The sequence below is a fragment of the Pusillimonas sp. NJUB218 genome (assembly GCF_003788685.1).
GTDB lineage: Bacteria > Pseudomonadota > Gammaproteobacteria > Burkholderiales > Burkholderiaceae_B > Neopusillimonas.
On the sequence record NZ_NQMK01000004.1, the window covers coordinates 230,236 to 256,610 of the forward strand.

The 26,375-nt window shown below is 54.9% G+C and carries 20 protein-coding genes and 1 tRNA gene; 11 read left to right on the forward strand and 10 right to left on the reverse strand.

Going from position 1 to position 26,375, the window contains the following annotated elements; genetic code table 11:
* Positions 1 to 522 precede the first annotated feature (522 nt).
* A complete protein-coding gene (locus CHR62_RS07500) occupies positions 523 to 4,491 on the forward strand; it encodes an autotransporter domain-containing protein (RefSeq protein ID WP_123660528.1) in 3,969 nt (1,322 codons plus the stop codon).
* Positions 4,492 to 4,751: 260 nt separating this feature from the next.
* Complete coding sequence (locus tag CHR62_RS07505) at positions 4,752 to 5,282, forward strand: GAF domain-containing protein (RefSeq protein WP_123660505.1); 531 nt, start codon at positions 4,752 to 4,754, stop codon at positions 5,280 to 5,282.
* Positions 5,283 to 5,290: 8 nt separating this feature from the next.
* On the opposite strand, the gene CHR62_RS07510 is transcribed toward CHR62_RS07505, so the two are convergent.
* The 4 genes from CHR62_RS07510 to CHR62_RS07525 form a co-directional block, all read right to left on the reverse strand.
* Positions 5,291 to 7,369 (reverse strand): ATP-binding protein, encoded by a 2,079-nt coding sequence (locus CHR62_RS07510; protein WP_123660506.1) that lies wholly within the window; start codon positions 7,367 to 7,369, stop codon positions 5,291 to 5,293.
* 180 nt (positions 7,370 to 7,549) lie between these two features.
* Entirely contained in the window at positions 7,550 to 8,197 is a 648-nt protein-coding gene (locus CHR62_RS07515; RefSeq protein ID WP_123660507.1) for a class I SAM-dependent methyltransferase, read from the reverse strand.
* A 202-nt stretch (positions 8,198 to 8,399) separates the two neighbouring features.
* Positions 8,400 to 8,813, reverse strand: coding sequence for a PIN domain-containing protein (locus tag CHR62_RS07520; RefSeq protein ID WP_093969168.1), 414 nt, complete (start codon positions 8,811 to 8,813; stop codon positions 8,400 to 8,402).
* The gene (locus CHR62_RS07525) at positions 8,800 to 9,033 is read right to left on the reverse strand and encodes an AbrB/MazE/SpoVT family DNA-binding domain-containing protein (RefSeq protein WP_123660508.1); all 234 of its coding nucleotides are present in this window, start codon (positions 9,031 to 9,033) and stop codon (positions 8,800 to 8,802) included. Before CHR62_RS07525 ends, CHR62_RS07520 begins: the two co-directional genes overlap by 14 nt.
* Positions 9,034 to 9,317: 284 nt before the next feature.
* Between CHR62_RS07525 and CHR62_RS07530 the strand changes: the two genes are divergently transcribed.
* Positions 9,318 to 10,763, forward strand: coding sequence for an amidase family protein (locus tag CHR62_RS07530; RefSeq protein WP_123660509.1), 1,446 nt, complete (start codon positions 9,318 to 9,320; stop codon positions 10,761 to 10,763).
* A gap of 87 nt (positions 10,764 to 10,850) precedes the next feature.
* On the opposite strand, the gene CHR62_RS07535 is transcribed toward CHR62_RS07530, so the two are convergent.
* From CHR62_RS07535 to CHR62_RS07550, 4 genes are all read right to left on the reverse strand, one after another.
* Positions 10,851 to 11,756: an AraC family transcriptional regulator gene (locus tag CHR62_RS07535; RefSeq protein ID WP_158213991.1), complete on the reverse strand. Its 906-nt coding sequence runs from the start codon at positions 11,754 to 11,756 to the stop codon at positions 10,851 to 10,853.
* Positions 11,757 to 11,837: 81 nt separating this feature from the next.
* Positions 11,838 to 12,179 carry a ferredoxin FdxA gene (gene fdxA / locus CHR62_RS07540; protein WP_123660511.1) on the reverse strand — a complete coding sequence of 114 codons (342 nt, stop codon included), beginning with the start codon at positions 12,177 to 12,179 and terminating at the stop codon, positions 11,838 to 11,840.
* Between the two features lie 171 nt (positions 12,180 to 12,350).
* A complete protein-coding gene (gene katG, locus CHR62_RS07545) occupies positions 12,351 to 14,519 on the reverse strand; it encodes a catalase/peroxidase HPI (protein ID WP_093969163.1) in 2,169 nt (722 codons plus the stop codon).
* A 297-nt stretch (positions 14,520 to 14,816) separates the two neighbouring features.
* Positions 14,817 to 14,906, reverse strand: a tRNA-Ser gene (locus tag CHR62_RS07550).
* A gap of 187 nt (positions 14,907 to 15,093) precedes the next feature.
* Between CHR62_RS07550 and CHR62_RS07555 the strand changes: the two genes are divergently transcribed.
* The 3 genes from CHR62_RS07555 (at position 15,094) to CHR62_RS07565 (ending at position 18,000) form a co-directional block, all read left to right on the forward strand.
* Positions 15,094 to 15,879 carry a 3-hydroxybutyrate dehydrogenase gene (locus CHR62_RS07555; RefSeq protein WP_093969162.1) on the forward strand — a complete coding sequence of 262 codons (786 nt, stop codon included), beginning with the start codon at positions 15,094 to 15,096 and terminating at the stop codon, positions 15,877 to 15,879.
* Between the two features lie 106 nt (positions 15,880 to 15,985).
* Positions 15,986 to 16,759 (forward strand): peroxide stress protein YaaA, encoded by a 774-nt coding sequence (gene yaaA / locus CHR62_RS07560; RefSeq protein ID WP_123660512.1) that lies wholly within the window; start codon positions 15,986 to 15,988, stop codon positions 16,757 to 16,759.
* A 14-nt stretch (positions 16,760 to 16,773) separates the two neighbouring features.
* A complete protein-coding gene (locus tag CHR62_RS07565) occupies positions 16,774 to 18,000 on the forward strand; it encodes a nitrate/nitrite transporter (protein ID WP_123660513.1) in 1,227 nt (408 codons plus the stop codon).
* Between the two features lie 11 nt (positions 18,001 to 18,011).
* On the opposite strand, the gene CHR62_RS07570 is transcribed toward CHR62_RS07565, so the two are convergent.
* On the reverse strand, positions 18,012 to 20,225 hold the full coding sequence (locus tag CHR62_RS07570) for an FUSC family membrane protein (RefSeq protein ID WP_093969159.1): 2,214 nt from the start codon (positions 20,223 to 20,225) through the stop codon (positions 18,012 to 18,014).
* A 430-nt stretch (positions 20,226 to 20,655) separates the two neighbouring features.
* Here CHR62_RS07570 and CHR62_RS07575 point away from each other — a divergent pair, with 430 nt between their 5' ends.
* From CHR62_RS07575 to pssA, 5 genes are all read left to right on the forward strand, one after another.
* On the forward strand, positions 20,656 to 22,380 hold the full coding sequence (locus CHR62_RS07575; RefSeq protein ID WP_123660514.1) for an acetolactate synthase 3 catalytic subunit: 1,725 nt from the start codon (positions 20,656 to 20,658) through the stop codon (positions 22,378 to 22,380).
* A gap of 10 nt (positions 22,381 to 22,390) precedes the next feature.
* Positions 22,391 to 22,882, forward strand: coding sequence for an acetolactate synthase small subunit (gene ilvN, locus CHR62_RS07580; protein ID WP_093969157.1), 492 nt, complete (start codon positions 22,391 to 22,393; stop codon positions 22,880 to 22,882).
* 119 nt (positions 22,883 to 23,001) lie between these two features.
* Entirely contained in the window at positions 23,002 to 24,018 is a 1,017-nt protein-coding gene (gene ilvC, locus CHR62_RS07585) for a ketol-acid reductoisomerase (protein WP_093969156.1), read from the forward strand.
* Between the two features lie 84 nt (positions 24,019 to 24,102).
* A complete protein-coding gene (locus CHR62_RS07590; RefSeq protein ID WP_123660515.1) occupies positions 24,103 to 24,756 on the forward strand; it encodes a phosphatidylserine decarboxylase in 654 nt (217 codons plus the stop codon).
* A 93-nt stretch (positions 24,757 to 24,849) separates the two neighbouring features.
* Positions 24,850 to 25,626: a CDP-diacylglycerol--serine O-phosphatidyltransferase gene (gene pssA, locus CHR62_RS07595; protein ID WP_123660516.1), complete on the forward strand. Its 777-nt coding sequence runs from the start codon at positions 24,850 to 24,852 to the stop codon at positions 25,624 to 25,626.
* A gap of 12 nt (positions 25,627 to 25,638) precedes the next feature.
* Here pssA and CHR62_RS07600 read toward each other — a convergent pair whose 3' ends face one another.
* A complete protein-coding gene (locus CHR62_RS07600; protein ID WP_199722908.1) occupies positions 25,639 to 26,223 on the reverse strand; it encodes a hypothetical protein in 585 nt (194 codons plus the stop codon).
* Positions 26,224 to 26,375 lie beyond the last annotated feature (152 nt).

Here is a 26,375-nt window from a genome sequence, read left to right on the forward strand (position 1 = left end):
AGTTTCTGGCTAGGCCGGAACACATGCCATAGGGCGGTGTTCCGGCCTTTTTGCGTTGGTTGGTTGTGTTGTTCTTTGGTTGTTGTTGCCAAAGGCGCGGGCTGTTTGCTTACATTTAAGCGTGCTTCTTGCCTCGTCTGATCTTTGATGTATACAAAAAATATAATGTAATTGAAGGAATATGTAATTTATTTGTTGGGCAGTTGGCTTGCTGTTCTAGTGTGCTTTTCTCTGAATTTTTCTTGTTTATTAGGCTTTTAAATAAAAATAGGGCTAAAAAACTACTTCATTTCCGCGTTTTGAGCTTTGGTTTTTTGCAATTCCTATGAAGTTATTTGAAATATTGCATTCATTTTTCAACCGAAAATAATGTTATTTATATAATTACGGTTGCTTGATCAATGTGAGTAAAAATGTTTCAATGGATACAAAAATCTACTTGTATCCAAATAAATCACGTTGAACCAGGCTTTCTACGGTTAGCCAACGGCAACACCGGGCATAAGCTGCACAGGAGAGAAAATGAATAGGGTCTACAAAACCATCTGGAACGAAAAAACCGGCACATACGTAGCCGTTTCAGAACTAAGCCACGCGCGCGGAAAGCGCTCGGGCTCTTCGGTGCAGAAAAGCTGCGCAGAAAGCATGTTGCGCAGCGGTGTACTTGCCTTGGCGGGTGCGGGCTTGATAGGAGTAGCGGGAACAGCGGTGGCGGATACTCAGTACGACAACCAGGCAACCAACGCTGCAGCCTATAGTCACAGAGATGGTGAGTCGGCATCCATTGATGGCAAAAACTACAAAGCAAGTACTACAGATTCTTCCAAACGCGCTTGGGGCGTTCTGGTTCACGAAAATGGAAGCAGTGCTGCGTCCACGCTGAACGCATCCAATATGATCGTACACACCGTGGGCAATAAAGCCCACGGCATTCAGTCGGGCGCTAGCTCTAAAGACGGCACAGACAAGTCTGTAATCAATCTTGGCGTCGGCGTTACCGTTTCGACAACCGGTGACGACTCTTTTGCTCTGCACGCCATCGACGGCAGTCTCATCAGCACGACAGGTGCATCAGACGTCACTATCGACACCACGGGGAAAAATGGCTTTGGTGCGTTTGCCGAAAGCTGGTCAACCATCACGCTGAACAACACGAAAATAACCACCAGCGGTGAGCTCGGCCATGGCTTGGTCGCTAATAACGATAAAAACGCCACTGGCGGGGTCATTTCAGTCGACAACACTACAATTGTTACCACTGGTTCGAAGGCTCGCGGCGCAACTGCCGAACGCGGCGGGAAGATAACGCTTACAAATAGCTCTATCAGCACCAGCCACAATGGGGTCACAGTTGCTGACGGTAACCTCGGCATAGACGGCGCCCACGGTTTGTACTCGCTGGGCGCCAACTCAAGCATCACAGGCGTCAACACGAACGTCGTTACAACAGGGCTTGGTTACGGCGCTTATGCAAATGAGGGCGGAACAATAACGCTTACTGGCGGCACCATAGAAACAAAGAACGAGAATGGCAAAGGAAGCCAAGGTGAAGGCCAGGGATCACGCGGGTACGCCCTCTATGCTGATGGTGCGGGGTCGACAATCTCAACAACCGGCACCACCATAGTTACTCAAGGTCAGCGAGCTTACGGAGCACATGCTTATAACGGTGGAAGCGTCGAATTAACTGGGGGCTCTGTTACTACAAACGGCTTCATGGCTTATGGCCTTTACGCACGCGACGCTGGGTCGACCGTTACGGCCGACGGCGTGGACGTAACAACATCAGGTCAGGTAGGCTATGGGCTCTGGGCTTTGAACGGTGGCGTGGCTACTTACAGCAACGCAAACATTCTGGTTCAAGGGGGTGGGGCCTCAGTCTATAAAAATATGGGGGCACTCGCTGAGGAAGGAGCTGCTCGTGTCAATCTCAATAACGCGTCGATCACCACCCTTAGTGATGGCAGTTATGGTGTTTTGGCGCAAAAAACTGGTGTCATTGACTTGAACAAGACTCGCGTGGAGACACGCGGTACAAACTCAGTTGCCGCCAGAGTTTCTGGTCTGGGTAGCCAACTGACAAGCTCGAATGGTAGCAGTCTTGTCGCCCTCAAGAGCAACGCCATTGAAATACTGAATGGTGCTGAAGTTACTCTGAATGACACTACTGTCGAGGCAGGCCTGGCGTCGATAAGCTCCAACTTCGACACACATGGTCAGACTCAAAAAATTACCGTTGGCAGCGGCTCAACGCTGACCAAGAATAACGGTACATTGCTGCGCGTGGATCGTACCGGCAGTGGCGAAGATGGCGTAGTCAACCTTACGTTAAAAGCCGGCTCTTATGCCGATGGCAACATTGAGAACTATTACGGAGGCTTAAGGGATACGGATTCAAACAGAATTGCCCAAACCGTTCTGGATGTTCAAGACGGGGCGTTCTGGGCAGGGCTGGTTGTTGACGGCAACACCACCGTTGCCGATGGAAGTGAACCCATTACCGGCAGCACTGGCAGTGTTACCAACACATCGAACACCACCGTTACCTTCAACGATGTCAATACAGTGACGGGCAGTGTTTCGGCCGCCTCTAACTCCACCATGACGTTTCAAGGGTCGGGCACCACCACCATTACCCAGAGCCTGTCTGGGCAAACGGGTTCTACCCTGCAGTTCAACAACAATGCCGTTATTCAAGGCGGCGTAACCGCCGTGGGTAGCACACTGAACTTTGCCGGATCCTCCAACACCATTGGCAGCGGTACTGGCACCGCGCTGGCCGCCAGCAACAGTAGCGTCAGCCTGGGGAGTGGCAGCACCACCATCAATGGTGGCGTTCAACTGGACAGCAACTCGTCGCTACGCGGCGGTACCACGCAAAACCCCGTCACCATTACCGGCGATGCGGTTGTAAATAGCGGCGCCACCCTGGGTGGCAACCTGAACGTGGCCGGCGTACTGCGGGGCTCGGGCGGTACTTTGGGCCCTGGTAACTCCGTGGGTGTTCAAACCTATGGTTCTATGGCGGGTTTTACGGGTACTTATGTTGCCGAAGTTAATGCGGCAGGTGCATCCGACCTGATCCGCATTTCAACCGGTAACGTAGACCTTAGCGGTATCGACCTGCAAGTGCGTCAAGAAGACGGTAAGGGCGGTTACAAGCTGAACCATGACTACACTATTGTAGAAGCTGTGGCCGGTGCCATTGATGGGGCAACTGATCCAACAAAACGATTCAAATCCGAAGCCCTCGACAGCAGTTTTGACGGCACATTAGTCAAGCTTAACGCTACCCAGTACGGCGCTAAAGACGTCAAGATCAGTCTGTCTTTTGACGCGGCCAAGGTAGCCAAGATACGTCCTGGCTTGTCGGCTAACCAAAATGCCACGTTAGACGGCGTGACGTCGGTAGAGGGCGAAAATGCTGCTGTCGACGCGGTGGCAGTGTCTTCAGATCCTGCTGACGCCCTCAATCAACTTTCAGGTGAACTTCACGGCAGCACGCAGTCGGCACTTTTAAGTGGCGCCAGCGTTATCACCAAAACCTTGTCCAACCGTATGCGCGGCAATCTGGGTGCAGGTATGTCCCCTGGCGCGCCGGTCGCGCAGTCGTCAGGTAGTTTGCCTGCGGGTGCCATGCCCACATCTAACGCACGCCCGTTGTGGGCCGAGGTCGTTGGCAACTGGGGTTCGCTTGAAGACAATGGCAATGCTGCCAAGGTCAGTACGCGGACCACAGGTCTGTTCGTGGGGGGCGATGGGGCAGTGGGTAACGGTTGGCGTGTGGGTGCCGCTTTCGGCTTTACCGATGGCAAAATCGAAGTCAACGACCGGTCATCAAAATCAGACGTCAACAGCTACACCGCTGCGCTTTATGGCGGCAACAGCTGGGCAACTGGTGAAGGCAAAGTCAACTTCATGGCCGGTGCGTCCTATACCCGTCACAATGTCGACAGCCGCCGTTACGTTACCCTGGGGGGCAATCAAACCCTCAAGGCCGACTACCATGTCAATACGACGCAACTGTTTACCGAGCTGGGTTATGCCATGCCGGTGGGGCAGGCCAGCGAAGTTGAGCCATACCTGGGCGTTGCGTGGCTGAGTCAGCGTGCCAAGGGTTTTGCCGAATCGGGTGGGGCTGCTGCACTTAGCAGCGATAGCCAAACCGACGACGTCACCATGTTTACCTTGGGCCTGCGCGGTAAAACTACCATTGATACCGGGACTAACAAGGCTACATTGTTTGCCGGGTTGGGCTGGCGCCATGCGGCGGGCGATATCGAATCGTCTCGCAGCATGCGCTTCACTCAGGGTAATGGTGCGAGCTTCAAGGTGGCAGGTTCGCCTATTGCCAAGAACGCAGCGCTGGTCGACTTAGGTGCTGAAATGGCTGTTGGTAAGCAGGCCGCTCTGGGGCTGTCGTACAACGGCCAGTTTGGTAACGGTAACACCGAAAATACGGGTTCTTTGTATTTGCGTGTGAAGTTCTAAGGGGGGGGCGGCGCTCTTGTGGCGCCGCCACTATCCAACAACAAGGCCGGAGAAAAATGGCTGGCCTTGTTGTTGATTCTCGTGCGTATAGAAGCTCAAAAGCCTAGTTTACGTAAACGACGCGTGTATCGAGCCTAGCGAATCAGTACCCTTTCAATTTATAGGGCTATTAAGGCGCTTGGTGAGCATCTCAAATATTATAATTAACAAAACGTATCTATAAGAAACAAAGTCAACTATCGTCACTTATATGTAAAGCCATGGTTACTTGCGAAGCAGACCCTCGAGTTGACGCTATGGTGTCCGACAGCCAAAGGTTACGTGTTTTAGATCAGTTGGGCATTCTCGATACCGAGTACGAGGAGGCCTTCGACGACATCGTGAGTTTGGCCGCTCTCACGTGGGGTGTGCCGGCTGCGGCCATAAACTTCATAGATAAAGATCGTTTTTGGTTCAAGGCTGAAGTGGGCCTAGGTGCGCGCGAGCTGCCGATTTGTCCATACATTTGTTCGCAAACGCTGCTCGAGCCGAACCCTTATGCCGACCTGGTTGTTGGAGGCGATTTTTGTGCTGCATTGCAAGGTAAAAAAACGCCGCAATTGGCTTCTTGGTGGCATGGGTTGCAGTTTTATGCAGGTGCGCTTATTCGGTTTAACGGTTGTGTTTTGGGCGCACTGAGTATTTTTGATCACGCCCCGCGGAACCCTTCTGAACGCGAGTTACAGGTCTTGATACTGCTGCGTGATCAGGTTGTTCGTGAATTGGCAAGCAGGTCGGCCAAGCGCGGGTGAGTTGGGACCTAAGTGGCTAAGGTAGCAAGTGCTTTTTTCAGCAAAGTGGCCAAATCAATTCGTAAATAAGGTTTGGGTAACAGCCAATAGCCTTCGGCGGTGCGGTCTTGATCTTTGGCCAGTTTGTGCGAATACCCCGACGACAACACTACGCGTATGTTGGGGTTGTGCCGGCGCGCCAGGGTGGCTAACTGTTGGCCGTCCATACCGCCGGGCATCATCATGTCAGTAAGCAACAGGTCGATATCGGGGTGGCGTTGCAGCTCGAGCAAGCCTTCGTGGCCGTTGCCCGCAGCCAGCACCTGGTAGCCCAGTTTTTGTAATTGCCGCACCAGTGTGGCTTGTACCGCAGGCTCGTCTTCGACAACCAAAATTTTGCCGGTACCGCTGGGTGGGGTTTCGATTTCTGATTTGGCGCCGGACGCAGTGACGACGTCGGCCATCACCGGGAAATAAAGGCTTATTGTGGTGCCTTGCCCTAAGGCTGAGGTTACGGCGACGCCGCCTTTCGACTGTTTAACAAAGCCATCGACCATGCTTAGCCCGAGTCCACTGCCATTACCCACGTCTTTGGTGGTGTAGAACGGGTCAAAGATATGCTCCCGGGCGTCGGGCGCAATGCCGTGGCCATCGTCTTGTACCTCGAGGAGAAGGTAGGTGGCATTGACTGGTAAAGTGCGGGGAAGGGCAGCGTTATAGTGATTGACGGTGCGGGTGCGCAGCGTCACCGTGCCCGAGTTTTGAATTGCGTCTCGTGCGTTTAACAATATGTTAAGGACGGCATTTTCTAGCTGGGCCGGGTCAACCATAATTGTGGCGGGGCGGGCTTCAAGGGCCAGGTTAAGCGTAATTCGGCTGTCGAGTACCCGTTCGGCCAGGGTGTGCATGTCCGTAAGCAGGGAGTTAACGTGTACCGGCTTAGGCTGCAGCAACTGTTGTCTTGAAAATGACAGCAGGTTGCGAATCATGTCGGCCCCGCGGCGCGCCGCGCGTTTTATGTCTAACGCCATTTCCTGGTGTTCGCTGCCTTCGGTAAGCTCTTCGGCCAATTGGCCGGCATTACTTAAAATGACCGTGAGCAAATTGTTGAAATCGTGTGCCAAGCCGCCCGTAAGCTTGACAATGGCCTCGCGGCTTTGCGACAACTGCAGTTGTCTCTCTATCTGGCGGGCGGCTTCGCGCTGTTGGGTACGTTCGATAGCCACACGCACAAACTGGCAAATATGGTTAATAGTGGCTAGCTGCTCGTCGGTTGGGAGTGCGGGGTGATGGCTGTATATGCCAAACGTGGCCAGCACTTTGCCAGTGGCCCCGATAACCGGGATTGACCAACACGCCTTCGCGTCGATAAGTTCGACCAGGTCGTTAACCGACGCCCATAGTGGGTCGGTGTTTATGTCGGTAACAATCACCGGCTCTTGCCGGGCGGCCGAGGTGCCGCAAGAGCCATTGCCTTCGCCAACACTTATTCCATTAATGGCTTCAATGTAGTCTTGCGGATGTTTAGGGGCCGACCCATGCCACAAGCACCCGTTTTTAACCAGCAAAATAGAAGACCGAACCTCAGGGATGAAGTCGTCAACAGCGTGGGTGACGATGTCGAGCATGTCTTGCAGCTCGCGCTCTTGGCTGATGGCGTCGAGCACTTTGCTTTCGAGGGCCTGCAGCGCAACCACGCGTTTAAGCTCGTCGTGGGCCTTGTCAACGGCTCGGTTGGCCAGTTTGATGTCGTGGATGTCGGTGGTGATGCCGTACCAGCGCCTAATTGTGCCGTCGGCGTTGTGGTGCGGGGTAGCGGCCACATGGTGCCAGCGGTAACTGTTGCTGGGCTTATGGAAAATTCTGAATTCAGCCTGATACTTGGCGCCTGACGCGATGCAGTTGCCCCAAATGCGCAGTGTAGATTCGTGGTCGTCGGGGTGCACGACCGCCAGCCAGTCGATTGTGTCGTCTTGGTTGGCCGGGTGCCCGGTGTAGTGCGCGAACACGTGGTTAACGTAATCGACCTGGCCGCTTGGGGTAGCTGTCCAGATCATGCTGGGCAACGCCTCGGCCATATCGCGCTGGTTGTCGGTAAATGTGGGCATTTGGCCTATTGCTAAAAGTTGGAAGCCTATTACATATTAAATGCAATTGATTTCCAGTTTATCTTTTCTGGGCCTAAAAGTAATGTTTTTTATAGCTGTTTTCGTGGCTCGGTAAACGGCAATAGTGGTCGTCCGTTATTGGGTTTATTCCGCCGTGCGCGAGCCTCTGGAGGATGTTTGTCAGCCTTGCGTTGCGTCTGGCACCCTCGTAATACAAAAAACGCATGCCGGGGGCAGGTTTTTAACCACAAAAGCCGTTAGCCGGCTGGTCAGGCCCAGTGCGTTTAGTGTGTACGCCGACACTGGACAAGTCGGGCCATAGGTAAACAAGTACAGCGCGCCCTCTGGACGCATCGCGTCGAAAGTAGCTTTAAGCATTTGCGCATGAACGCTGCGGTTCATATTGCGCAAGGGCAGACCGCATACCGTGGCGACAATATCGCGCTGGGTCGTGTCGTAGTGCAAATGCAAGGTTTGCGCCGGTATTTGCAGTAAGGTAGATTGGGGAAACCTGCGGCGCAACCTGGCAGCTAGCGCCGCGTCTTGTTCGACCAGGATAAGGTCGGCAGGGTCAAACCCTCTGGTCAGCATATATTGGGTGAAAGCTCCTGTGCCGCTGCCCAGCTCGAGAACTTTCCCGGAACCCGGCTGTAGATGAGCCGTGATGGCTGCCGCCAGCGCTCGGCTCGAGGGCAGGATGGCACCGATGCCCAACGGGTTTTTGGCAAAAGCCTGCACAAACTGTACGTGATCTTGCAGCCATTTCAGGCGGCTGTCGGTGTCTTGCGTTGTCTTGGCTACGGTTTCGTGCGCTGACGGTGAAGACATGGTGCGTCGTCCTTTTTTGGGTTTGGCGATAGCCTGGGCCGTCTGGCCTGTTTCGAACTATAAGCTAAATGCTCGCAAGAATCGATCGGCTTTGTAAACAGATGTCAGCCTTGCTGCGGTACAACGCTGTCCCGGTCTGGTACCGGTTTATGTCATTTCCTGCGGTTTTTGCGTAACGCGGCTTTGTCGGTAGCTGCGGGCGCTATTTGAAAGGATTCTTGACGCTAATTTGTTGATCTGGCAACCGCAGCCCGTTATGCATGTCTTCGGTGTACAAAGTGTGGCAGCCCGCATCGGCTGCAGCCGCCACAATGCAGGCATCGTAAAACGGCAACTGATACCGCGCCGAAATTGTCCTGCCTTGGTCGTGGATGGTTTCGGTAAGGGGCACAACCTTGCAAAAGCCCCGTACCAGTGTCAGAAACTGGGTAATGTCGTCCCACGTCATTTGCAGCTTGCGCCTGCATACGTGAGCCACTTCGTTAAGCACTTGTACGCTGATCACCGGGCCGGCCGCCAGCAGATGTTCGGCCTGATCGGCCTTCTGAGGGTCGGTCGAGAGCAGATATAAAATGACATTACTGTCAAGAAAATGCCCAAATTTAGTCGCGCGCATTGGCTTGTTCGCGGTCGAAGTGGAAGTCGGCGGGCAGCTTCCCCCGGAACGTACGCAAGCGTTTCAGTAATTGGTCGGCGCCTGGCTTTTTACGTACTGCAAAGGTTCTTGAGTCATCAATAATAATTTCAATGTCGTCGCCTTCCCGCAGCTCAAGTGCCTCGACCAGGCTGGCAGGGAGGCGTACCGCAAGGCTATTGCCCCATTTTGCAACTTGCATGATGAGTCTCCTGTTTTGGATATACATTTTCATTGTATATCTTGGCTGTAAGAAGGCAACAGGCAAATATGTCACCGCCACGGGTCGGAAAGCGCTAATTGGGGCAGGTTGTGCACGCGGATCCAATATGCGAGATTCTGCTGTTGTCATTTCCTGCGGTTTTTGCGTAATGCTGCTTTGCCGGCGGCCGCAGGGGCTGTTGTGGTGTCTGTCGTGTTGATAAGCTGGTTTTAGTTGGGTTTGGCCAGCGCCAGCCCACATAAACCAATAACGGAGACACAAACATGACGAACATTTTTGACCCTGCTCAGCAACCCTCGGAACTATGGCGTTGGAGCGCAACGGCGCTGGCGCATGGCATTCGAACTGGTGCGATTTCTTCGCGTGAAGCCACTTTGGCGAGCTTGCAACGTATCGAGCAAGTCAACCCTCACGTCAATGCACTGGTTGAGGTCTCGCCCGAAGAAGCGCTGGAAATGGCTGATGCGGCAGATCGCGCGGTGGCGTCAGGTGAAAACCTTGGGCCGTTGCATGGTGTGCCTGTATCGATCAAGGTCAACAGCGACCAGAAAGGGCATGCGACCACCAATGGCGTCGTCGCATTTAAAGACATGGTGGCGCACGAAGACGCGCCGCACGTCGCAAACCTGCGCCGGTCAGGGGCCGTATTTGTCGGGCGCAGTAATACACCTGCGTTCTCATATCGTTGGTTTACCAATAACGACCTGCATGGCCGTACGCTTAACCCTTGGGATGCAACCCGCACACCGGGCGGCTCGAGTGGCGGGGCTGCTGCTGCGGCGGCGACTGGCATGGTGGCGATGGCGCACGGTAATGATATCGGGGGTTCGATTCGGCAGCCGGCGTATTGTTGCGGCGTGACGGGTTTGCGTCCCACCGTAGGTCGCATCCCTTCATGGTTTGGTCCTGCCAATGCAGATCAGGCGTTATCTGTTCAAACCATGTTGACTCAAGGGCCGCTGGCGCGTTGTGTGTCAGATCTGCGCCTTTCGCTGGCGGCGATGAGCCCATTCGACCCCCGGGATCTGGTGCATGCCTCGCCGGCGCTTCCGGGGCCGGGTCTGGCCCGGCCTATTAAAGTCGCCTTTTTACGCGATGCGGGGCCGTCTAAGCCTACAGCAGCAGCGTTGGCGGCATTGGATCAGGCCGCCGACTGGTTGCGCGACGCCGGCTATGTCGTCGAAGAGGTCGCCGACCCCGTTTTCGAGGAGGCCTACAAGCTTTGGTACCTGCTGGCGATGGAGGAGTTTCGTCAGTTGATGCCGTTGGTTGAAGAGGTTGGCGATTACGGTATGAAGAAAACGGCCGAACACTACTATGCTGTGGCCAAAGACTGGTGGGGCGAGCAACCTGACTTGACGACCTACATGAACGGATACGCCCGTCGCGGAACCCTGATCGTCAAGTTGCAGCAGTTCATGCAAAAATATCCGCTAATGTTGATGCCGGTGGCCGCCGAGCAGGCCTTCGAGCAAGATGCCGATATCCAGAGTGTGGAGAGTATGCGACGCGTTATGGCAGCCAATTGGTTGATGATGGCGATCCCGATGTTGGGCTTTCCCGCGATGTCGGTGCCAACGGGTGTGGCTGGAGGTCTGCCGGTTGGGGTTCAATTGCTGGGGCAACGGTTCCGCGAGGACGTTGTTCTGGATGCCGGCGAGGTGATTGAAGCCAGGGCTGGTATCTTGACCCCGATAGACCCGCGTTAAAGTGTCAACCCTCCCCCTTGCTGGTTATTTAAGTGGCTTGTGGGGGAGGGCGCCGATATAAAGAAGGACGGGGCCTGACAGCCCCGGTCAATGACATCGAAAACCTTGCTGTGTTCGATACCGGCGGGGAGAGCAGCCGGCGTGCCGGCTGAAGGCACGAGTGAACTGACTTGGGTTGGCAAAGCCTAACTGCCCCCCGATATCGCCTATGGATGCCGATGTCCCGGTTAAAAGGTCGCAAGCGCGCTGAAAACGTAGTTCATCGTAATACCGGTAGGGCGTGCGACCCGTGCTGTTCTGAAATAGCCTGCTGAAATGAAACGGGCTGAGCCCGGCGATTTGCGCCAGCCGCTCGACGGATACCCCCTCAGGAGGCAGGGCATGAATAGCCTCTAGTACCCGGTTCAGTAAACGGCGTTCGAGTTTGGGTGTTGTTTTTGCGGCCGGAGTCGGTTCACGCTGAAACCGGCGTGCCAGGGTATGTAGTAAGGCGACGCGGCAGCTGCTTTCCAGCAAAGGCGTCGGCCCCACATTAGAGACCTCTTGCCATAACCGAAGTACAAGCTCGTGCACCAGGCGTTCGTCAAAGCCGCGACCTGCTAGCCGCCACAAGTGCTCGGCAGGTGCCGTGACGCCAAAGGCTTCGAATAGTTGAGTTACGTCTTGCGCGGGTAGCGCGAGGTAAACACACTGCGACTCGCCATTGAGCGTCCATTGTGCATTTGCTTCGGCGGGCACGATATATACCGGCGATGTCGACGGGCAGAAGTGCTCGTTTGGACCAAACCCCAGGTCAAACATTACCGACGTTGCATTGATGTTTTGCTGAGCAATAATCAGGACATCGGAGGTAATGCCGCGTTTGAACGTATGCGCTTTGGCACGGTGCCTGGCCAAAGACACGCTGCTGGGCAGGGCCGGCCCAACGTCGACTTCACCCACAATATGTTGCGGGTGCCGCAGTAACGTCATGAAATTTGGAGATGAACCCATAAATATTGCCTGGCCGATATTTTGTCGGGTTGACCGGCCCATTCTATCGGGCAAAGGTACGGCTGGCGATGGGTGTTTTTGCTAGGTTTCGATTTGCTGCTTTAGCAGATGAAGCTTGTTTTTTGTAGCGGCCCAGACCTCATGCTCCGGCAAGGGTGGCTTGGCTTGTGTAATGCGCTTCCAGCGCGGGTCGTGCGATAGGTCACGGTTCAGTTGCACAAAATGCGCCTGGTCGGGCGCGATTTCGCTGGCCTCGACAATGGCACCGACGGGACATTGGCCGACACAAATCGAGCAATCAATACATTCGTCGGGGTTGATAACCATGAAATTAGGCCCCTCGAAAAAACATTCCATGGGGCAGACACTGACGCAGTCGGTGTACTTGCAGGCAATACAACTTTCGGTTACTACAAAGGCCATGCTTTTAAATCACCCTGTTTAATTGTTTATGTAGGTGACGACTGTACTCGCTTTTTGTGACAGCCAATAGCAACGGTACTGCAAACATTAATTCCCGAAACAGGAATATTCAGCTTATCAATTTGAACAGCCGGTAGCCGACTGTTGTCAGCTACCGGCTGCATGGGCTGCTTACTGCAGGTCGAAACGGTCAGCGTTCATTACTTTTGTCCAAGCGGCAACGAAGTCGTTGACGAATTTTTCGCGGTTATCGTCTTGGGCGTACACCTCGGCGTAAGCGCGCAAAATAGAGTTCGAGCCGAATACCAGGTCGACACGTGTGGCGGTCCACTTGGTGGCACCGCTGGCGCGATCGACAATATCGTAGCTGTTCCGGCCGGTCGGCTTCCAGCTATAGTTCATGTCGGTCAGGTTCACGAAAAAGTCGTTGGTTAACGCACCGACACGATCGGTAAACACGCCATGGCCCGCACCGCCGTAATTGGTGCCCAAGACACGCATACCGCCAACCAACACCGTCATTTCTGATGCGGTCAGGCCCATCAGTTGGGCGCGGTCCAGAAGCAGCTCTTCGGGTTTGACGACATAATGGGCTTTTTGCCAATTACGGAAGCCGTCGGCCAGGGGCTCCAGCACTTCGAAGGAATCGACGTCGGTTTGTTCTTGTGTTGCGTCGCCACGACCCGGCGCAAATGGCACGCTAACCGAAACACCCGCCGCTTTAGCCGCTTGCTCGATACCCACGTTGCCCGCCAGCACAATGACGTCGGCCACGCTGGCGCCCGTCTCGTTTGCGATCTGCTCATAAACTTTCAAGACCTTAGCCAGGCGTGCAGGTTCGTTACCTTCCCAGTCCTTTTGCGGGGCCAGTCGGATGCGTGCGCCGTTAGCGCCGCCACGATAGTCTGAACCACGGAAAGTACGTGCGCTGTCCCAGGCGGTAGATACCATATCGCTGACGCTTAAGCCGGCGGCGATAATTTTTGCCTTGACGGCAGCGACGTCATACTTTGCATTGCCGGCAGGTACCGGATCTTGCCAGATCAAGTCTTCGGCAGGCACTTCGGGGCCAATGTAGCGTGCTTTAGGGCCCATGTCGCGGTGGGTCAGCTTGAACCAGGCGCGAGCGAAAACATCTTCGAAATAGGCCTGGTCAGCTGCAAAACGTTCGGAAATTTTGCGGTATTCAGGATCCATTTTCAGGGCCATGTCGGCGTCAGTCATCATGGGCATGCAGCGGATCGATGGATCTTCGACATCGACGGGCATGTCTTCCTCTTTGATGCTGACGGGTTTCCACTGCCAGGCGCCGGCCGGGCTTTTTGTCTGTTCCCAATCATGCTTGAGTAGCATTTGGAAGTAACCGGCGTCCCATTTTGTCGGGTGGGTAGTCCAGGCGCCTTCAACCCCGCTGGTCACTGTGTCGCGACCAATGCCGCGTGTTTTGTGGTTCATCCAGCCCAGCCCTTGTTCTTCAACGTCGGTGCCTTCCGGGGCGGGGCCAAGGTTGGCGGCGTTGCCATTGCCGTGCGCCTTGCCCACGGTATGGCCGCCGGCAGTCAGGGCAACGGTTTCTTCGTCATTCATGGCCATGCGTTCAAACGTCACGCGCATGTCTTGGGCTGTTTTCAGTGGGTCGGGGTTGCCGTCAACGCCTTCGGGGTTGACGTAGATCAGCCCCATCATTACTGCGGCCAGCGGGTTTTCCAGGTCGCGTTCACCGCTGTACCGGCTGCCTTCGCCGCCGCTCTTGGCCAGCCATTCTTTCTCGGAGCCCCAGTAGATATCCTTTTCTGGGTGCCAGATGTCTTCCCGGCCGAAGGCAAAGCCAAACGTTTTGAAGCCCATTGATTCGTAGGCGACATTGCCGGCCAAAACAATAAGATCGGCCCAGCTGATTTTGTTGCCATATTTTTTCTTGATCGGCCAAAGCAAGCGACGCGCCTTGTCGAGGTTGCCATTGTCGGGCCAGGAATTGAGCGGGGCAAAGCGTTGGTTACCTGTGCCCGCACCGCCTCGACCATCGGCAACACGGTAGGTGCCGGCAGCGTGCCATGCCATGCGAATCATCAGGCCACCGTAGTGCCCCCAGTCGGCAGGCCACCAGGGTTGGCTGCTGGTCATCAGTTCGGCCAGATCTTTTTTGAGCGCGTCGACATCGAGAGATTTCACGGCCTCGCGGTAATTGAAACCGGCTAGCGGATTGGTCTTGCTGTCATGCTGGTGCAAGATGTCGAGGTTCAGGGCTTCGGGCCACCAGGCCATGGGCCCTTGGCTTGAGGCGGTATTGCCGCCGTGCATTACCGGGCATTGGCCTGCTTTTGTCTGGTTGCTTTCCATGTCGCGCTCCTGTGTTGCGTTACGAGTTATCGTGCGTTGATACAAGGACCATTGTTAAGCAGGCTTCAATATTAGTAAAGTTTATTATTTAAATAAACTTGATAGTAATATTCTATTTAAAGCCGCTTTAGGCAAGTCGTTAGAACGTACCAAGCCTACATAAGCCAAGTTTCAGGAAAAGGTCAGGAAAGGTCAAGCAAAGTTTGGCGTAAGTCGGCTGGTGGGGCTCGACTTTTGCTGCCAAGAGAAGAGACCAAATAAAAAAGCGCCCCGGGGGGCGCTTAAATATAGACTGCTTGGCGGACAGGGTGGGATTCGAACCCACGGTACGCTTGCACGTACGCCTGATTTCGAGTCAGGTACATTCGACCACTCTGCCACCTGTCCGTGTTGCGGTCGTTACCAGCAAGTCCGCAATTCTAACAGAGGTATTTATTTTTTGCACGGTGCCAGGGCTTTGCGCTGAGAAATTTGCAGGTTGTGCGAAGGTTTATCTGATTTGCGCAGTGCACTGATTAAGTTTTATAGAATACAGTACGACTTTAAGTTCAAAATCCAAAATCAAGGGGGTTGCATGCTGACAGGTAAACGCGCCGTTGTAACAGGGTCTACCAGCGGAATTGGTTTGGCCATAGCGCGCGAATTGGCGTCCAACGGCGCCGATATTGTCATCAATGGGTTTGGTGATGCGCACGAGATCGAGCAGGCCCGTGTCAATATCGAGCTTGAGTTTGCCGTCAAGGCCTACTACATTGCTGCCGACCTTTCGCAGGCCGCGGCGACCCGAAAATTCATTGATGATGCGGCAACCGTACTGGGCGGGGGACTGGATATCCTCGTCAATAACGCCGGCATTCAGCATACCGATCTTATTGAAAATTTCCCCGTCGATCGATGGGATGCGATTATTGCCCTGAATCTCTCGGCGGTGTTTCATGGCACTGCGGCCGCGCTGCCGTACATGAAGCGCCAGGGGTGGGGGCGCATCATTAATATCGCATCGGCGCATGGCCTGGTTGCGTCGCCGCAAAAGTCTGCCTATGTGGCTGCCAAGCATGGGGTGGTCGGCCTGACAAAAGTCACGGCACTTGAAAACGCCGGCAATGGCATTACCGCCAATGCCATTTGCCCGGGCTGGGTGCGTACTCCACTTGTTGAACGCCAAATCGAGGCGTTGGCCGAGAAAAACGGTACCGACATAGAAACTGCCGCCAAAGACCTGCTGGGCGAGAAGCAACCCTCGTTGCAGTTCGTGACCCCAAAACAGCTTGGCGCCGCTGCAGTGTTTCTGGCGTCCGATGCCGCCGAGCAAATGACTGGGACCAGCCTTTCCATGGACGGCGGCTGGACGGCCCGTTAACCTCCGCGACTGTTGACTTTGGCGTGCCAATGCGTCGGCGCTTCGCGCCGGCGTCGCCATTACCAAACTATCTATTCAATTTTTGCGATCAGGAACGTTTTTAAACATGTTAGTTCTTCTGTCACCCGCCAAAAAACTTGATTACGACTCGCCGGTGCGTACAACAAAGCATACGCAGCCTTTATTTGTAGAGCAGGCCCAGGGGCTCATCGATGTACTCAAACAAAAGTCGGCTTCTGAAATTGCCGGTTTGATGAGCCTGAGCGATAACTTGGCTAGTCTTAACGTCGAGCGCTATGCAGCCTGGACACCAAAATTTACGCAAACCAATTCGCGCCAAGCTGTGCTGGCGTTCAACGGCGATGTATACGAGGGCCTTGAAGCCCCTACGCTGAATGAAGGCCAGCTCGATTGGGCGCAGCAGCATGTGGCTATCTTGAGCGGTCTTTATGGTGTCTTGCGTCCACTCGACCTGATGCAACCTTACCGCCTGGAAATGGGCACACGCCTGGCGACTGAAAAAGGCAGGAACTTGTACGACTACTGGGGCAGCGAAATCGCCAAGTATCTTAACGCGCGCCTGGCTGAACAAGGCGCTGATACGATCGTCAACCTTGCATCTGAAGAGTATTTCAAATCGGTCGATCAGAAAACACTTAAAGCCCGCATCGTGCAATGTGTTTTCCAGGATGAGAAAAACGGTAGCTGGAAAGTCATCAGTTTTCATGCCAAGCGCGCCCGTGGCTTGATGGCCCGCTACATCATCGAGAATCAGATTACCGATTCTGCAAAGCTCAAAGGTTTTGACGCCGAGGGCTATGCTTTCCATGCCGATGCGTCCTCCGACTTGAAGCTGGTTTTTCGTCGCCCCGAACGCTAAGCGGCAGGCAGGTCATGACCAACTCAACCCGTATCTTTTTATTTTTTTCGTTCGGCTATTTTGTCTCGTACTTGTATCGAGGCGTCAACATTGGCTTTTCGGGCTTTCTCATCGAAGAAATCGGGCTGTCGGCTGCCGATCTTGGTCTGTTGACCAGCTTGTATTTTTTGGGCTTTGCGTTAACCCAGATACCTGCGGGCGCTGCGCTTGATACCTGGGGGCCGCGCAAGGTTAACGGGGTGCTTGTGCTGGTGGCCGCTGTTGGCTCGGTGATTTTCGCGCTTAGTGACACCATGTGGGGTCTGATGTTGGGCCGCTTTGTCATTGGCGTGGGCGTGGCCGTTTGTCTGGGGGCGGCGTTCCAGGCCATGGCGCTCACCTTTCCTACGCATCGTTTGCCCATGATCAACGGGGCAGTCGTGGCGCTGGGTGGACTGGGCGGGGCAGTGGTGGGGACGCCGTTGTCGCTGGTGCTCGATGTGATTACATGGCGTACGGCCAGTTTCTTGTTGGCTGCGCTGACGGTAATGGTGTCGTTGTGCCTGCTGTTTGGTGCGCGCGACACAGCACCGTTGCATAATCGCAAGCGTCCCACAATGGGCGACCAGCTTCGCGGTACCTGGGAAATCGCCAGAACGCGCGCGTTCTGGCAGATTCTGCTGTTCCCGTCTATTGTTGCGGGCACCTTTTATGCGGTGCAATCTTTATGGGTTAAGCCGTATCTGCTTGACGTCAACGGGCTGCCCGGTGCGACTGTCGATGGGCTTGTGTCGCTGCTAGGGTTTGCCGCCGTGTTCGGGAGCGCGGCTTCGGGGCTTGTGGCCCGGCGGGTTGAGCGCTGGGGTATCAGTCTTTACCACTTCTGTGGTTTGCTGTTGGCCTTGTTTGTGCTGACCGAGGTGCTGATTCTTCTCGACGTGCCATTGCCACGAGCTTTTTTCTGGATAGCTTATGGATTCCTTGGGGGTACCAACGCGCTGATTTACGCTGTCTTGGTAGAAACCTTTCCTCGCCATACGCTGGGGCGGGTGGGCACCAGCTTTAATATGCTGGTGTTCTTCCTTATTTTCTTGTTCCAGAACGCCGTAGGCTGGGTTGTGGAGTTGTGGGAGCCTATCAGTGTGGGCGTGTATCCAGCCCAAGCTCATATTGCCGCATGGACTATTTTGCTTGCCCTGCAAATCGGGGCGGGTATTTGGTACTTTGCCAGCAAGCAACCTAAAAAGCTCGAACACTTGTAAGGCAAAGCGGGCTATGCCGTTCCTGGCGTCAGTGCCCGCATTTCTTGTCGAATCAACTGAGTCGCTTTAAGCATTTGCTTCATCGGGTAGGCCAAGGCCGCCAGCTCGCCTTCAGTTTCAATTGATTGGGGTGGGTTGGCGTCTTTGTCGTTCAGGTATTCTTCGATTGCATCAAGCGACAACCGTATCCCTTCGGGGACATCGTGCAGTTGGGCCAGTAACGGGATTGCCGCGCTGATCTGTGAGGCCAGTAAATGGTTCTGGATGAGCAGGTGGTTGAGCTCGGGTACATTGCGCTGGCGGCGCACGGGCTCTGCCATCATGCGATAAAACGCGGCTGTAAAGTTACCCAGCGCAATGTAGGCATTTTTACGGGTTAGTCGCCACGCGACATCGGCTTCCTCAACGTCGCGGGTAAGGGCTTGACGCGCAGGTTCGTCAAGATCAGTCGCTTGCATCAGCTTGCGGCTCAGATCGGCGTAGTGCATGCCGGCTCTGAAGAATTTGGCATTGGCGTTTTTCGCCGCAGCCGCCAGCGAGCCCATAAAGTTGTGTTCCCACCAGGGCAAAATATAGCTGCACCCCAGTGCCAGCGCGCTGCCCAGCACGGTGTCCAGCAGGCGCTCACCGATCAGGAAGTTGGTGGCGGGTGACAGGAAATGGAACGCCAACATCAGGCACAGCGTGTTCAACGCGGCCGACATCATGAAATTGACCTGCACCATGCTGTAGCCCAAGATGCACGCAGCGACCAGCACGGTAAAGTAAATGTTGATGCTGGGTTCTAGGTTGAACATGGCCAGGGCCAGCACACAGCCCAGGAAGGTACCCGCCAAACGGAAAAGGTTACGCTGCCGTGTCAGTGCATAGCCGGGTTTCATGACGACGACCGTTGTCAAAATAATCCAGTACCCATGAATTTCGATCGACGCGCTGTCGGGGCGCGATGCCAGTATGGCCGTAAGCACAGCATCGACAACCAGTGCCAGGGTGGCTGCGATCGCCACCCGAATCGAGTAACGGAAACTGGGTGAATCGAGTCGCAGGTTGCTGGTGATCATGCCCAGCCGTAATTCGTTATGCGATAAAAACCGGCCTAGCGTTTTGTCCAGCCGCATATCGACCAGTTCGAACGATTGTTTGGGCTGGGTGTGTTCGGTCATGCGCTCGACGATGCGCGTCGCATTACGCAGGCGCCGAAGCACTTGTACCAGCAAGGCATAGACTTCGGGCTGGTTGTCGGCCAGCCCCTGTTGTCGATACTGCTCAAGTTCGTATTCGATGGCGCGAATTTCTGCCTTGACGCTACTGCGTTCGGTTACCGGCCGATCTCGGGCGACATCCAGCGCGATTTGGCGTGTGTTGTTTGCCAGCTTTCGCAGCGCGTCGCGTGCAAACACCAGCAGGTCGCTGTCGTGCAGGGAACGGTGGAGCGTCGCGTAGTCGGTCTGCGTAGCCACAAGCGTGTCGAGTAACGCTACCATATCTATAAAGATATTCAGGGCAGCGTAACGCCGTCGGTCCGATCTTGACTTGCCTGTTGGCAACTCGCGCAATACCGTGTTGCGTGCAGCCTGCTGGCTCTCTGTCATGGCGGACTGCGTGCGCATTAATTGACGGTATGAGTCCTCCAGGTCAAGGGTAACGTCATATAGCCTTGATCGTGAGTCAATGTAGTCGGCGGTAGCGAATAGGGCGACCGAGAGCGCTTGTTGTTCTTCTCGGTGCCAGAACACGCGGTGAACGGCGCTACTGAACAAGAAGTAAAACAGCCCCCCCGCAAATGAGCTTAACGAGTGGATCAGCACTTCGTGCGGCTCAAGCGCTTCACGCATGGTCAGGGTCATGATGAACAGGCAGGCGTAGCCCATCAGGCCGCCTTGGCGACCATATACCGTAAACATCGAAAACAAAAAACACAACGCCGGGATGACAAACCAGATGAGGGTGCTGTGCGATGCGCTAAGCCCGGTAACAACGGTAGTGGCAGTGCCCAGCAGTACGGCCCCCAGCATGGTGTTGACGCTGTAGCGTCGGGGGCTGCCGGGTTGGTCGATGACGGCAACGCAGGCTGCGCCTATAGAGGCCACCATGCCAAGGCCGTACTGGCCCAGCACTAGCCCGGCGAATAAAGCCGGGATAATGACGCCGGTGGCTTGCCGCAGCCCGCCAAAAAAGTAGTGGCTGTAAAAAAAACGTTGGAGCAGCGGCAAGGTGGCGGTCATTCTGGTGTCAATTGCACAACGAAAGTGTCTAGTATAGAGATTAAGCGTTGCATTTTGATCGCTTTTGGGGCCTTCGATTTGATTCTGATGCTGCAACGCGGTAAATTAGCCGATTAATCTGCTAAATACCGTTAGCCGATTGTGTAAGGTTTTGCTTTGCCGGCGTACCCGCCCGGTTTTTTGCGCCCTAAATCAACTTGCTGTTGGCCGCGTCACAAACGTGTGTGTCAACGCATTCCGTTTCTACCTCTTGCATTCACCCGAATGCGCGTACTGCATCTCGATGGGTGTGTGCCGAATCGGCAGGGTGTCTGGGTGGCGTGGTTCCGTGAATCACAAAGCGCCAGATTATGTTGCCGCAGTCGGTATAGCCCGGGCTGTCATGGCCGGTCGGGGTGTCAGTGCCGGTTACGAAAGGAATTAATTTACTATGGAACTCAATGGCGCCGACATCGTCGTACGCTGCCTTGCCGAACAAGGTGTTGATCACATTTTCGGTTATCCAGGTGGCGCGGTCCTTTACATTTACGACGCAATTTATAAACAAGACAGTTTCAAACACGTCCTTGTTCGTCACGAACAGGCTGCCGTGCACGCAGCCGACGCCTATTCGCGTTCGTCGAACAAAATCGGCGTCGCACTGGTTACCAGCGGCCCGGGCCTGACCAACGCCGTCACGGGTATTGCTACCGCCTACATGGACTCCATTCCCATGGTGATCCTCAGTGGCCAAGTGCCTACCGCGGTCATTGGCGAAGACGCATTCCAGGAGTGCGATGCCATCGGCATTACCCGCCCCTGCGTAAAACATAATTTCTTGGTGCGCGATGTCAAAGACCTGGCCGACACCATGCGCAAGGCCTTTTACATTGCCAAAACCGGTCGTCCCGGCCCTGTCTTGGTCGATATCCCCAAAGATGTCACCGTGGCTACCTGCAAGTACACCGCGCAGCGCGAAGAAGTCGCCTTGCGGTCGTATACACCCGTTGTCAAAGGGCATCAGGGGCAAATCAAAAAGGCCGTGCAAATGTTGCTGGCGGCCGAGCGCCCCATGATTTACGCCGGCGGTGGCGTGGTGCTGGCTGATGCTGCCCCCGAGCTGCGTCAACTGGTTGACCTGGTGGGCGCGCCGTGTACCAATACCCTCATGGGGTTGGGCGCATTCCCTGCCTCCGACGACAAATTCGTGGGCATGCCGGGCATGCACGGTACTTACGAAGCTAACATGGCCATGCAAAACTGCGACGTTCTGGTCGCGGTTGGGGCGCGCTTCGATGATCGTGTTATCGGCAACCCGAAGCACTTTGCGCAAAACCAGCGCAAAATCATTCATATTGATATCGACCCGTCGTCCATTTCCAAGCGCGTCAAGGTTGACGTGCCTATTGTCGGCAGCGTCAAAGACGTACTGCAAGAGTTCAACGCCATGTATGCCCAAATGGCCGTGGCCGAAGAGCGCACCGACCCGGCACGTTTGGCCGACTGGTGGAAACAGGTGCAAACCTGGCGCGGCAAAGAGTGTCTCAAGTTCAAGAACTCTACCAGCGTCATCAAGCCTCAGTTTGTTGTTCAAAAACTCTGGGAAGTGACCGGTGGCGAAGCCATCGTTACCTCCGATGTCGGACAGCACCAAATGTGGGCCGCCCAGTACTACGGGTTTAATGAACCCCGTCGTTGGATCAATTCGGGTGGTTTGGGCACCATGGGTGTAGGTTTGCCCTATGCCATGGGTGCGCAAATGGCCAACCCTGGGCGCGATGTTGCTGTCATTACAGGCGAAGGCTCCATCCAGATGAACATCCAGGAGCTCTCGACCTGCAAACAGTACCACCTGACGCCCAAGGTTTTGTGCCTAAACAACCGTTACCTGGGTATGGTGCGGCAGTGGCAACAAATCGACTATGGTTCGCGCTACTCCGAGTCTTATGTCGACGCCTTGCCCGACTTCGTCAAACTGGTCGAAAGCTATGGGCATGTGGGTATTCGTACCGACAAACCTGCCGACGTCGAACCGGCGTTGCGTGAGGCCTTTACTAAGTACAAAGACCGTTTGGTATTCCTCGACTTCATTACCGACCAAACTGAAAACGTTTGGCCCATGGTAAAAGCCGGGCGCGGCCTGACCGAAATGCTGCTGGGTTCAGAAGAGCTGTAAGGACATAACAATGAAACATGTAATTTCCATTCTTCTCGAAAACGAACCCGGTGCGTTGTCTCGTGTAGTGGGCCTGTTCTCTGCCCGTGGTTACAACATCGAAACGCTTACCGTTGCGCCAACCGAAGACGAAACGCTGTCTCGCATGACAGTTGTTACGCAAGGTTCCGATGAGGTCATCGAACAGATCACCAAGCACCTTAACCGTCTGATTGACGTGGTCAAGGTCGTCGATTTGTCCGAAGGGCCGCACATCGAGCGCGAGCTGATGCTGATCAAAGTGCGTGCTGTGGGCAAAGAGCGCGATGAGCTCAAGCGTATGGCCGATATTTTCCGCGGCCGCATCATCGATGTTACCGACAAGGCCTACACTATCGAGCTCACCGGCGACCAAGGCAAAATCGAAGCCTTCATCGGCGCGCTCGATCGCAGCGCCATTCTTGAAACCGTTCGCACCGGCGTGTCTGGCATTGGCCGCGGCGAACGTGTTCTAAAATTGTAGTCATGTTGTTCCGGCGGCCTTGCCAGTGTTGGTCGGGGCCGTTGTTTAACCCATTTATTCAAATCCTATAAACTGCGCACTTCGCGGTTTACAAGAACATACGCTTGGAGCACTTATAAATGAAAGTTTTTTACGACAAAGATTGTGACCTCTCGCTGGTTAAGGGCAAACAGGTCGCCATTATTGGTTATGGTTCGCAAGGCCACGCCCACGCACTCAACCTGCACGAGTCCGGGGTCAACGTCGTTGTCGGTCTGCGCAAAGGTGGCGCTTCGTGGTCGAAAGCCGAAAACGCTGGCCTGAAAGTAGCTGAAGTTGCCGACGCGGTTAAAACCGCTGACCTGGTCATGATTCTTCTGCCCGATGAAAACATCGCCGAAGTCTATCGTACCCAGATCGAAGCCAACCTCAAGCCCGGCGCAGCACTGGCTTTCGCGCATGGTTTCAACGTTCACTACGGTCAGGTTCAGCCTCGCGCCGACGTCGACGTCATCATGGTTGCACCTAAAGCGCCTGGTCACACCGTTCGTGGCACATACCGCCAAGGCGGCGGCGTACCTGCACTGGTTGCCGTTTACCAAGACAAATCCGGCTCTGCCCGCGACATCGCTTTGTCGTATGCCAGCGCCATTGGTAGCGGCCGTGCCGGTATCATCGAAACCAACTTCCGCGAAGAAACTGAAACCGACTTGTTCGGTGAGCAGGCAGTTTTGTGCGGCGGCGCCGTTGAGCTGATCAAGGCCGGTTTCGAAACGCTGGTTGAGGCCGGTTATGCCCCCGAAATGGCTTACTTCGAGTGCTTGCACGAACTCAAGCTCATCGTCGACCTGATCTACGAAGGCGGCATTGCCAACATGAACTACTCGATCTCGAACAACGCCGAGTACGGTGAGTACGTCACCGGCCCCCGTATCGTGACCGATGCCACCAAAGAAGCCATGCGTCAGTGCCTGAAAGACATCCAGACCGGCGAATACGCCAAGAGCTTCATCCTGGAAAACCAGGCCGGTGCACCTACGCTCATTTCGCGTCGCCGTATCAACGCCGAATCGCAAATCGAGCAAGTGGGCGGTAAATTGCGCGCCATGATGCCCTGGATTGCAGCTAACAAGCTGGTTGATCAGTCCAAGAACTAAGCAGTTCTAACAAAACCGGCGGGGTCAGGTCGCACAATAGGCTGCAAGACCGGGCCCCGCCGTTTTTTTGTCTCAAATAAATTTATGCATAAACCATCGTACCCACATCCGATCATCGCGCGCGAAGGCTGGCCATTCCTGGCTGGTATTGTTGTTATTTCCATTTTGGTCACGTTCTGGTCGCCGGGGGCATCCGTTGTATTCTGGCTGCTGTCGTTGTTCGTATTGCAGTTTTTTCGCGATCCAGCGCGTATGGCACCTGATGGCGCCAATAATGTACTTAGCCCGGCTGATGGCCGAATTGTGGCGGTGGAAGAGGTTGACGACACCTATGCACAGCGTCGCGCCCTGAAAATCAGTGTGTTCATGAATGTGTTCAATGTGCACTCCAACCGCGCACCCGTTAATGGGTCGGTGGTGTCGGTCGATTACTTTCCTGGCAAATTCGTTAACGCAGCGCTCGAAAAGGCTTCCCTCGAAAACGAACGCAATGCCATGGTCATTCATACGGCGTCGGGACACACGGTAACGGCGGTGCAGGTGGCAGGTCTGGTCGCCAAGCGCATTCTTTGTTACGCTAAGCCCGGCGACCAACTATACAGTGGCCAACGTTACGGGTTTATCCGCTTTGGTTCGCGTGTCGACGTCTACCTGCCGCTGGGTTCGCGCCCGCGCGTTTCTATTGGCGACAAGGTCAGTGCGACCAGTACCGTATTGGCCGAACTGCCCGAGCAGTAATTGCGCTATGTTTGCGCCTCGCGTGCCCGGTTTTTGTCCGGGGGCGCAGGCGGCAGGTCAGCCTGATCAGCCTATTTAACCGTACACCTGAATATGCCTAATTCTTTCAACGACGAAACCCGTCGCCGGCGCAGTATTTACTTGCTGCCCAACGCCTTTACCACCGCTAATTTGTTTGCCGGCTTTTATGCCATCGTGCAGGCCATGAATGGTCGGTACGAGCTGGCGGCAATTGCCATTTTTTTGGCAATGGTGTTCGACGGCATGGATGGTCGGGTGGCCAGGCTGACCAACACTCAATCGGCGTTTGGCGAGCAATACGACTCGCTGTCCGATATGACGTCTTTTGGCATTGCGCCCGCGCTTATTCTTTACGAGTGGTCGTTAAATGGCCTGGGGCGTTGGGGTTGGCTGGCAGCGTTTATTTATGTCGTTGGGGCGGCACTGCGTCTGGCGCGTTTTAACACCAATATTGCGGTCGTCGACAAGCGTTTCTTTCAGGGTTTGCCCAGCCCGGCAGCGGCGGCCCTTCTGGCCGGTTTTATGTGGTTAGCGGTCGACAACAAATTTCAATTTGAAGACGCTACCATTGCCTGGGTCGCCTTTGCCATAACCGTGTATGCCGGTGTGGCCATGGTGACCAACCTGCCTTTTTATAGCGGCAAGTCTTTTGCGCTTGGGCGCAGTGTGCCGTTTTGGGTCATTTTGGTCGTGGTGGCGGCATTTGTGTTTGTCTCCAGCGATCCGCCGCTTGTGCTTTTTGGCTTGTTTGTTATTTACGGCCTATCTGGGTGGGGCGTCTTTTTATGGCGCCTACGCAAGGCGCGCCAGCTCAGCTTCCGACGCACCGACACCCCCCAAGACAGCTAAATTACGTTGGCGTTAAAACCACCAGAACCGGTCTCCCTCGTACCGAGGGTCGGGGCCAGGGTGGAATCGGGTGACGCGCTCGCCGTCGCGGCCCAGGTACACATGCATCATCGCGTACCAGACACCGTCCTGCATATAACGCCAGCTCCAGACAATTTGTATTGAAGAGGGTAGTCCAACACCGGTTTTCTCGGCGGGTGGCCCAAATTCGCACAGCAGTTTTTCAGGTGTCCATTCGCCCGATTTCAATACCTGAAAGTGGGCGTCAGTCAGTAATTGCTCAACAGGCCCCACACGCCCCTCGGCGTCGGTATTGGTGCCCCATGCCTGCTGACCAAAGGGTTGCATGCTCCAGATCAGGCGCTGGCCGCCGTTATCAAGCGGGCAGGTGTAGGTGGGTTGGCCAAACTGGCTGATAACCTGGTTTGCCGGTGTGCCGGGTGGCACTTTGGCAATGTTTGCACAGGCGGTCAGCGCCGAAAGCAAGAGCGCAGCGCCGGCGGTCTTGAATATACGTGGCCAATCGGCTATCGGCCGCCTGAGGCGGTTGCTGGTTTTTGCCGCTGCCTGGCTTGCAAGGCCTACGCCTATCTTCATGCGCGAGGGGGGCTTGGTCGGGGAAGTGTCTGCTTCGGGTTGCGCGCGGTAGTAGGGCATATCTTTTCCTGCATGTTGGCTGATCTGCAAATTCTACCGAATCCGTTATAATGCCGTTTGCTCGCCGTTGTGGCGGGCTATTGCATTGTTGC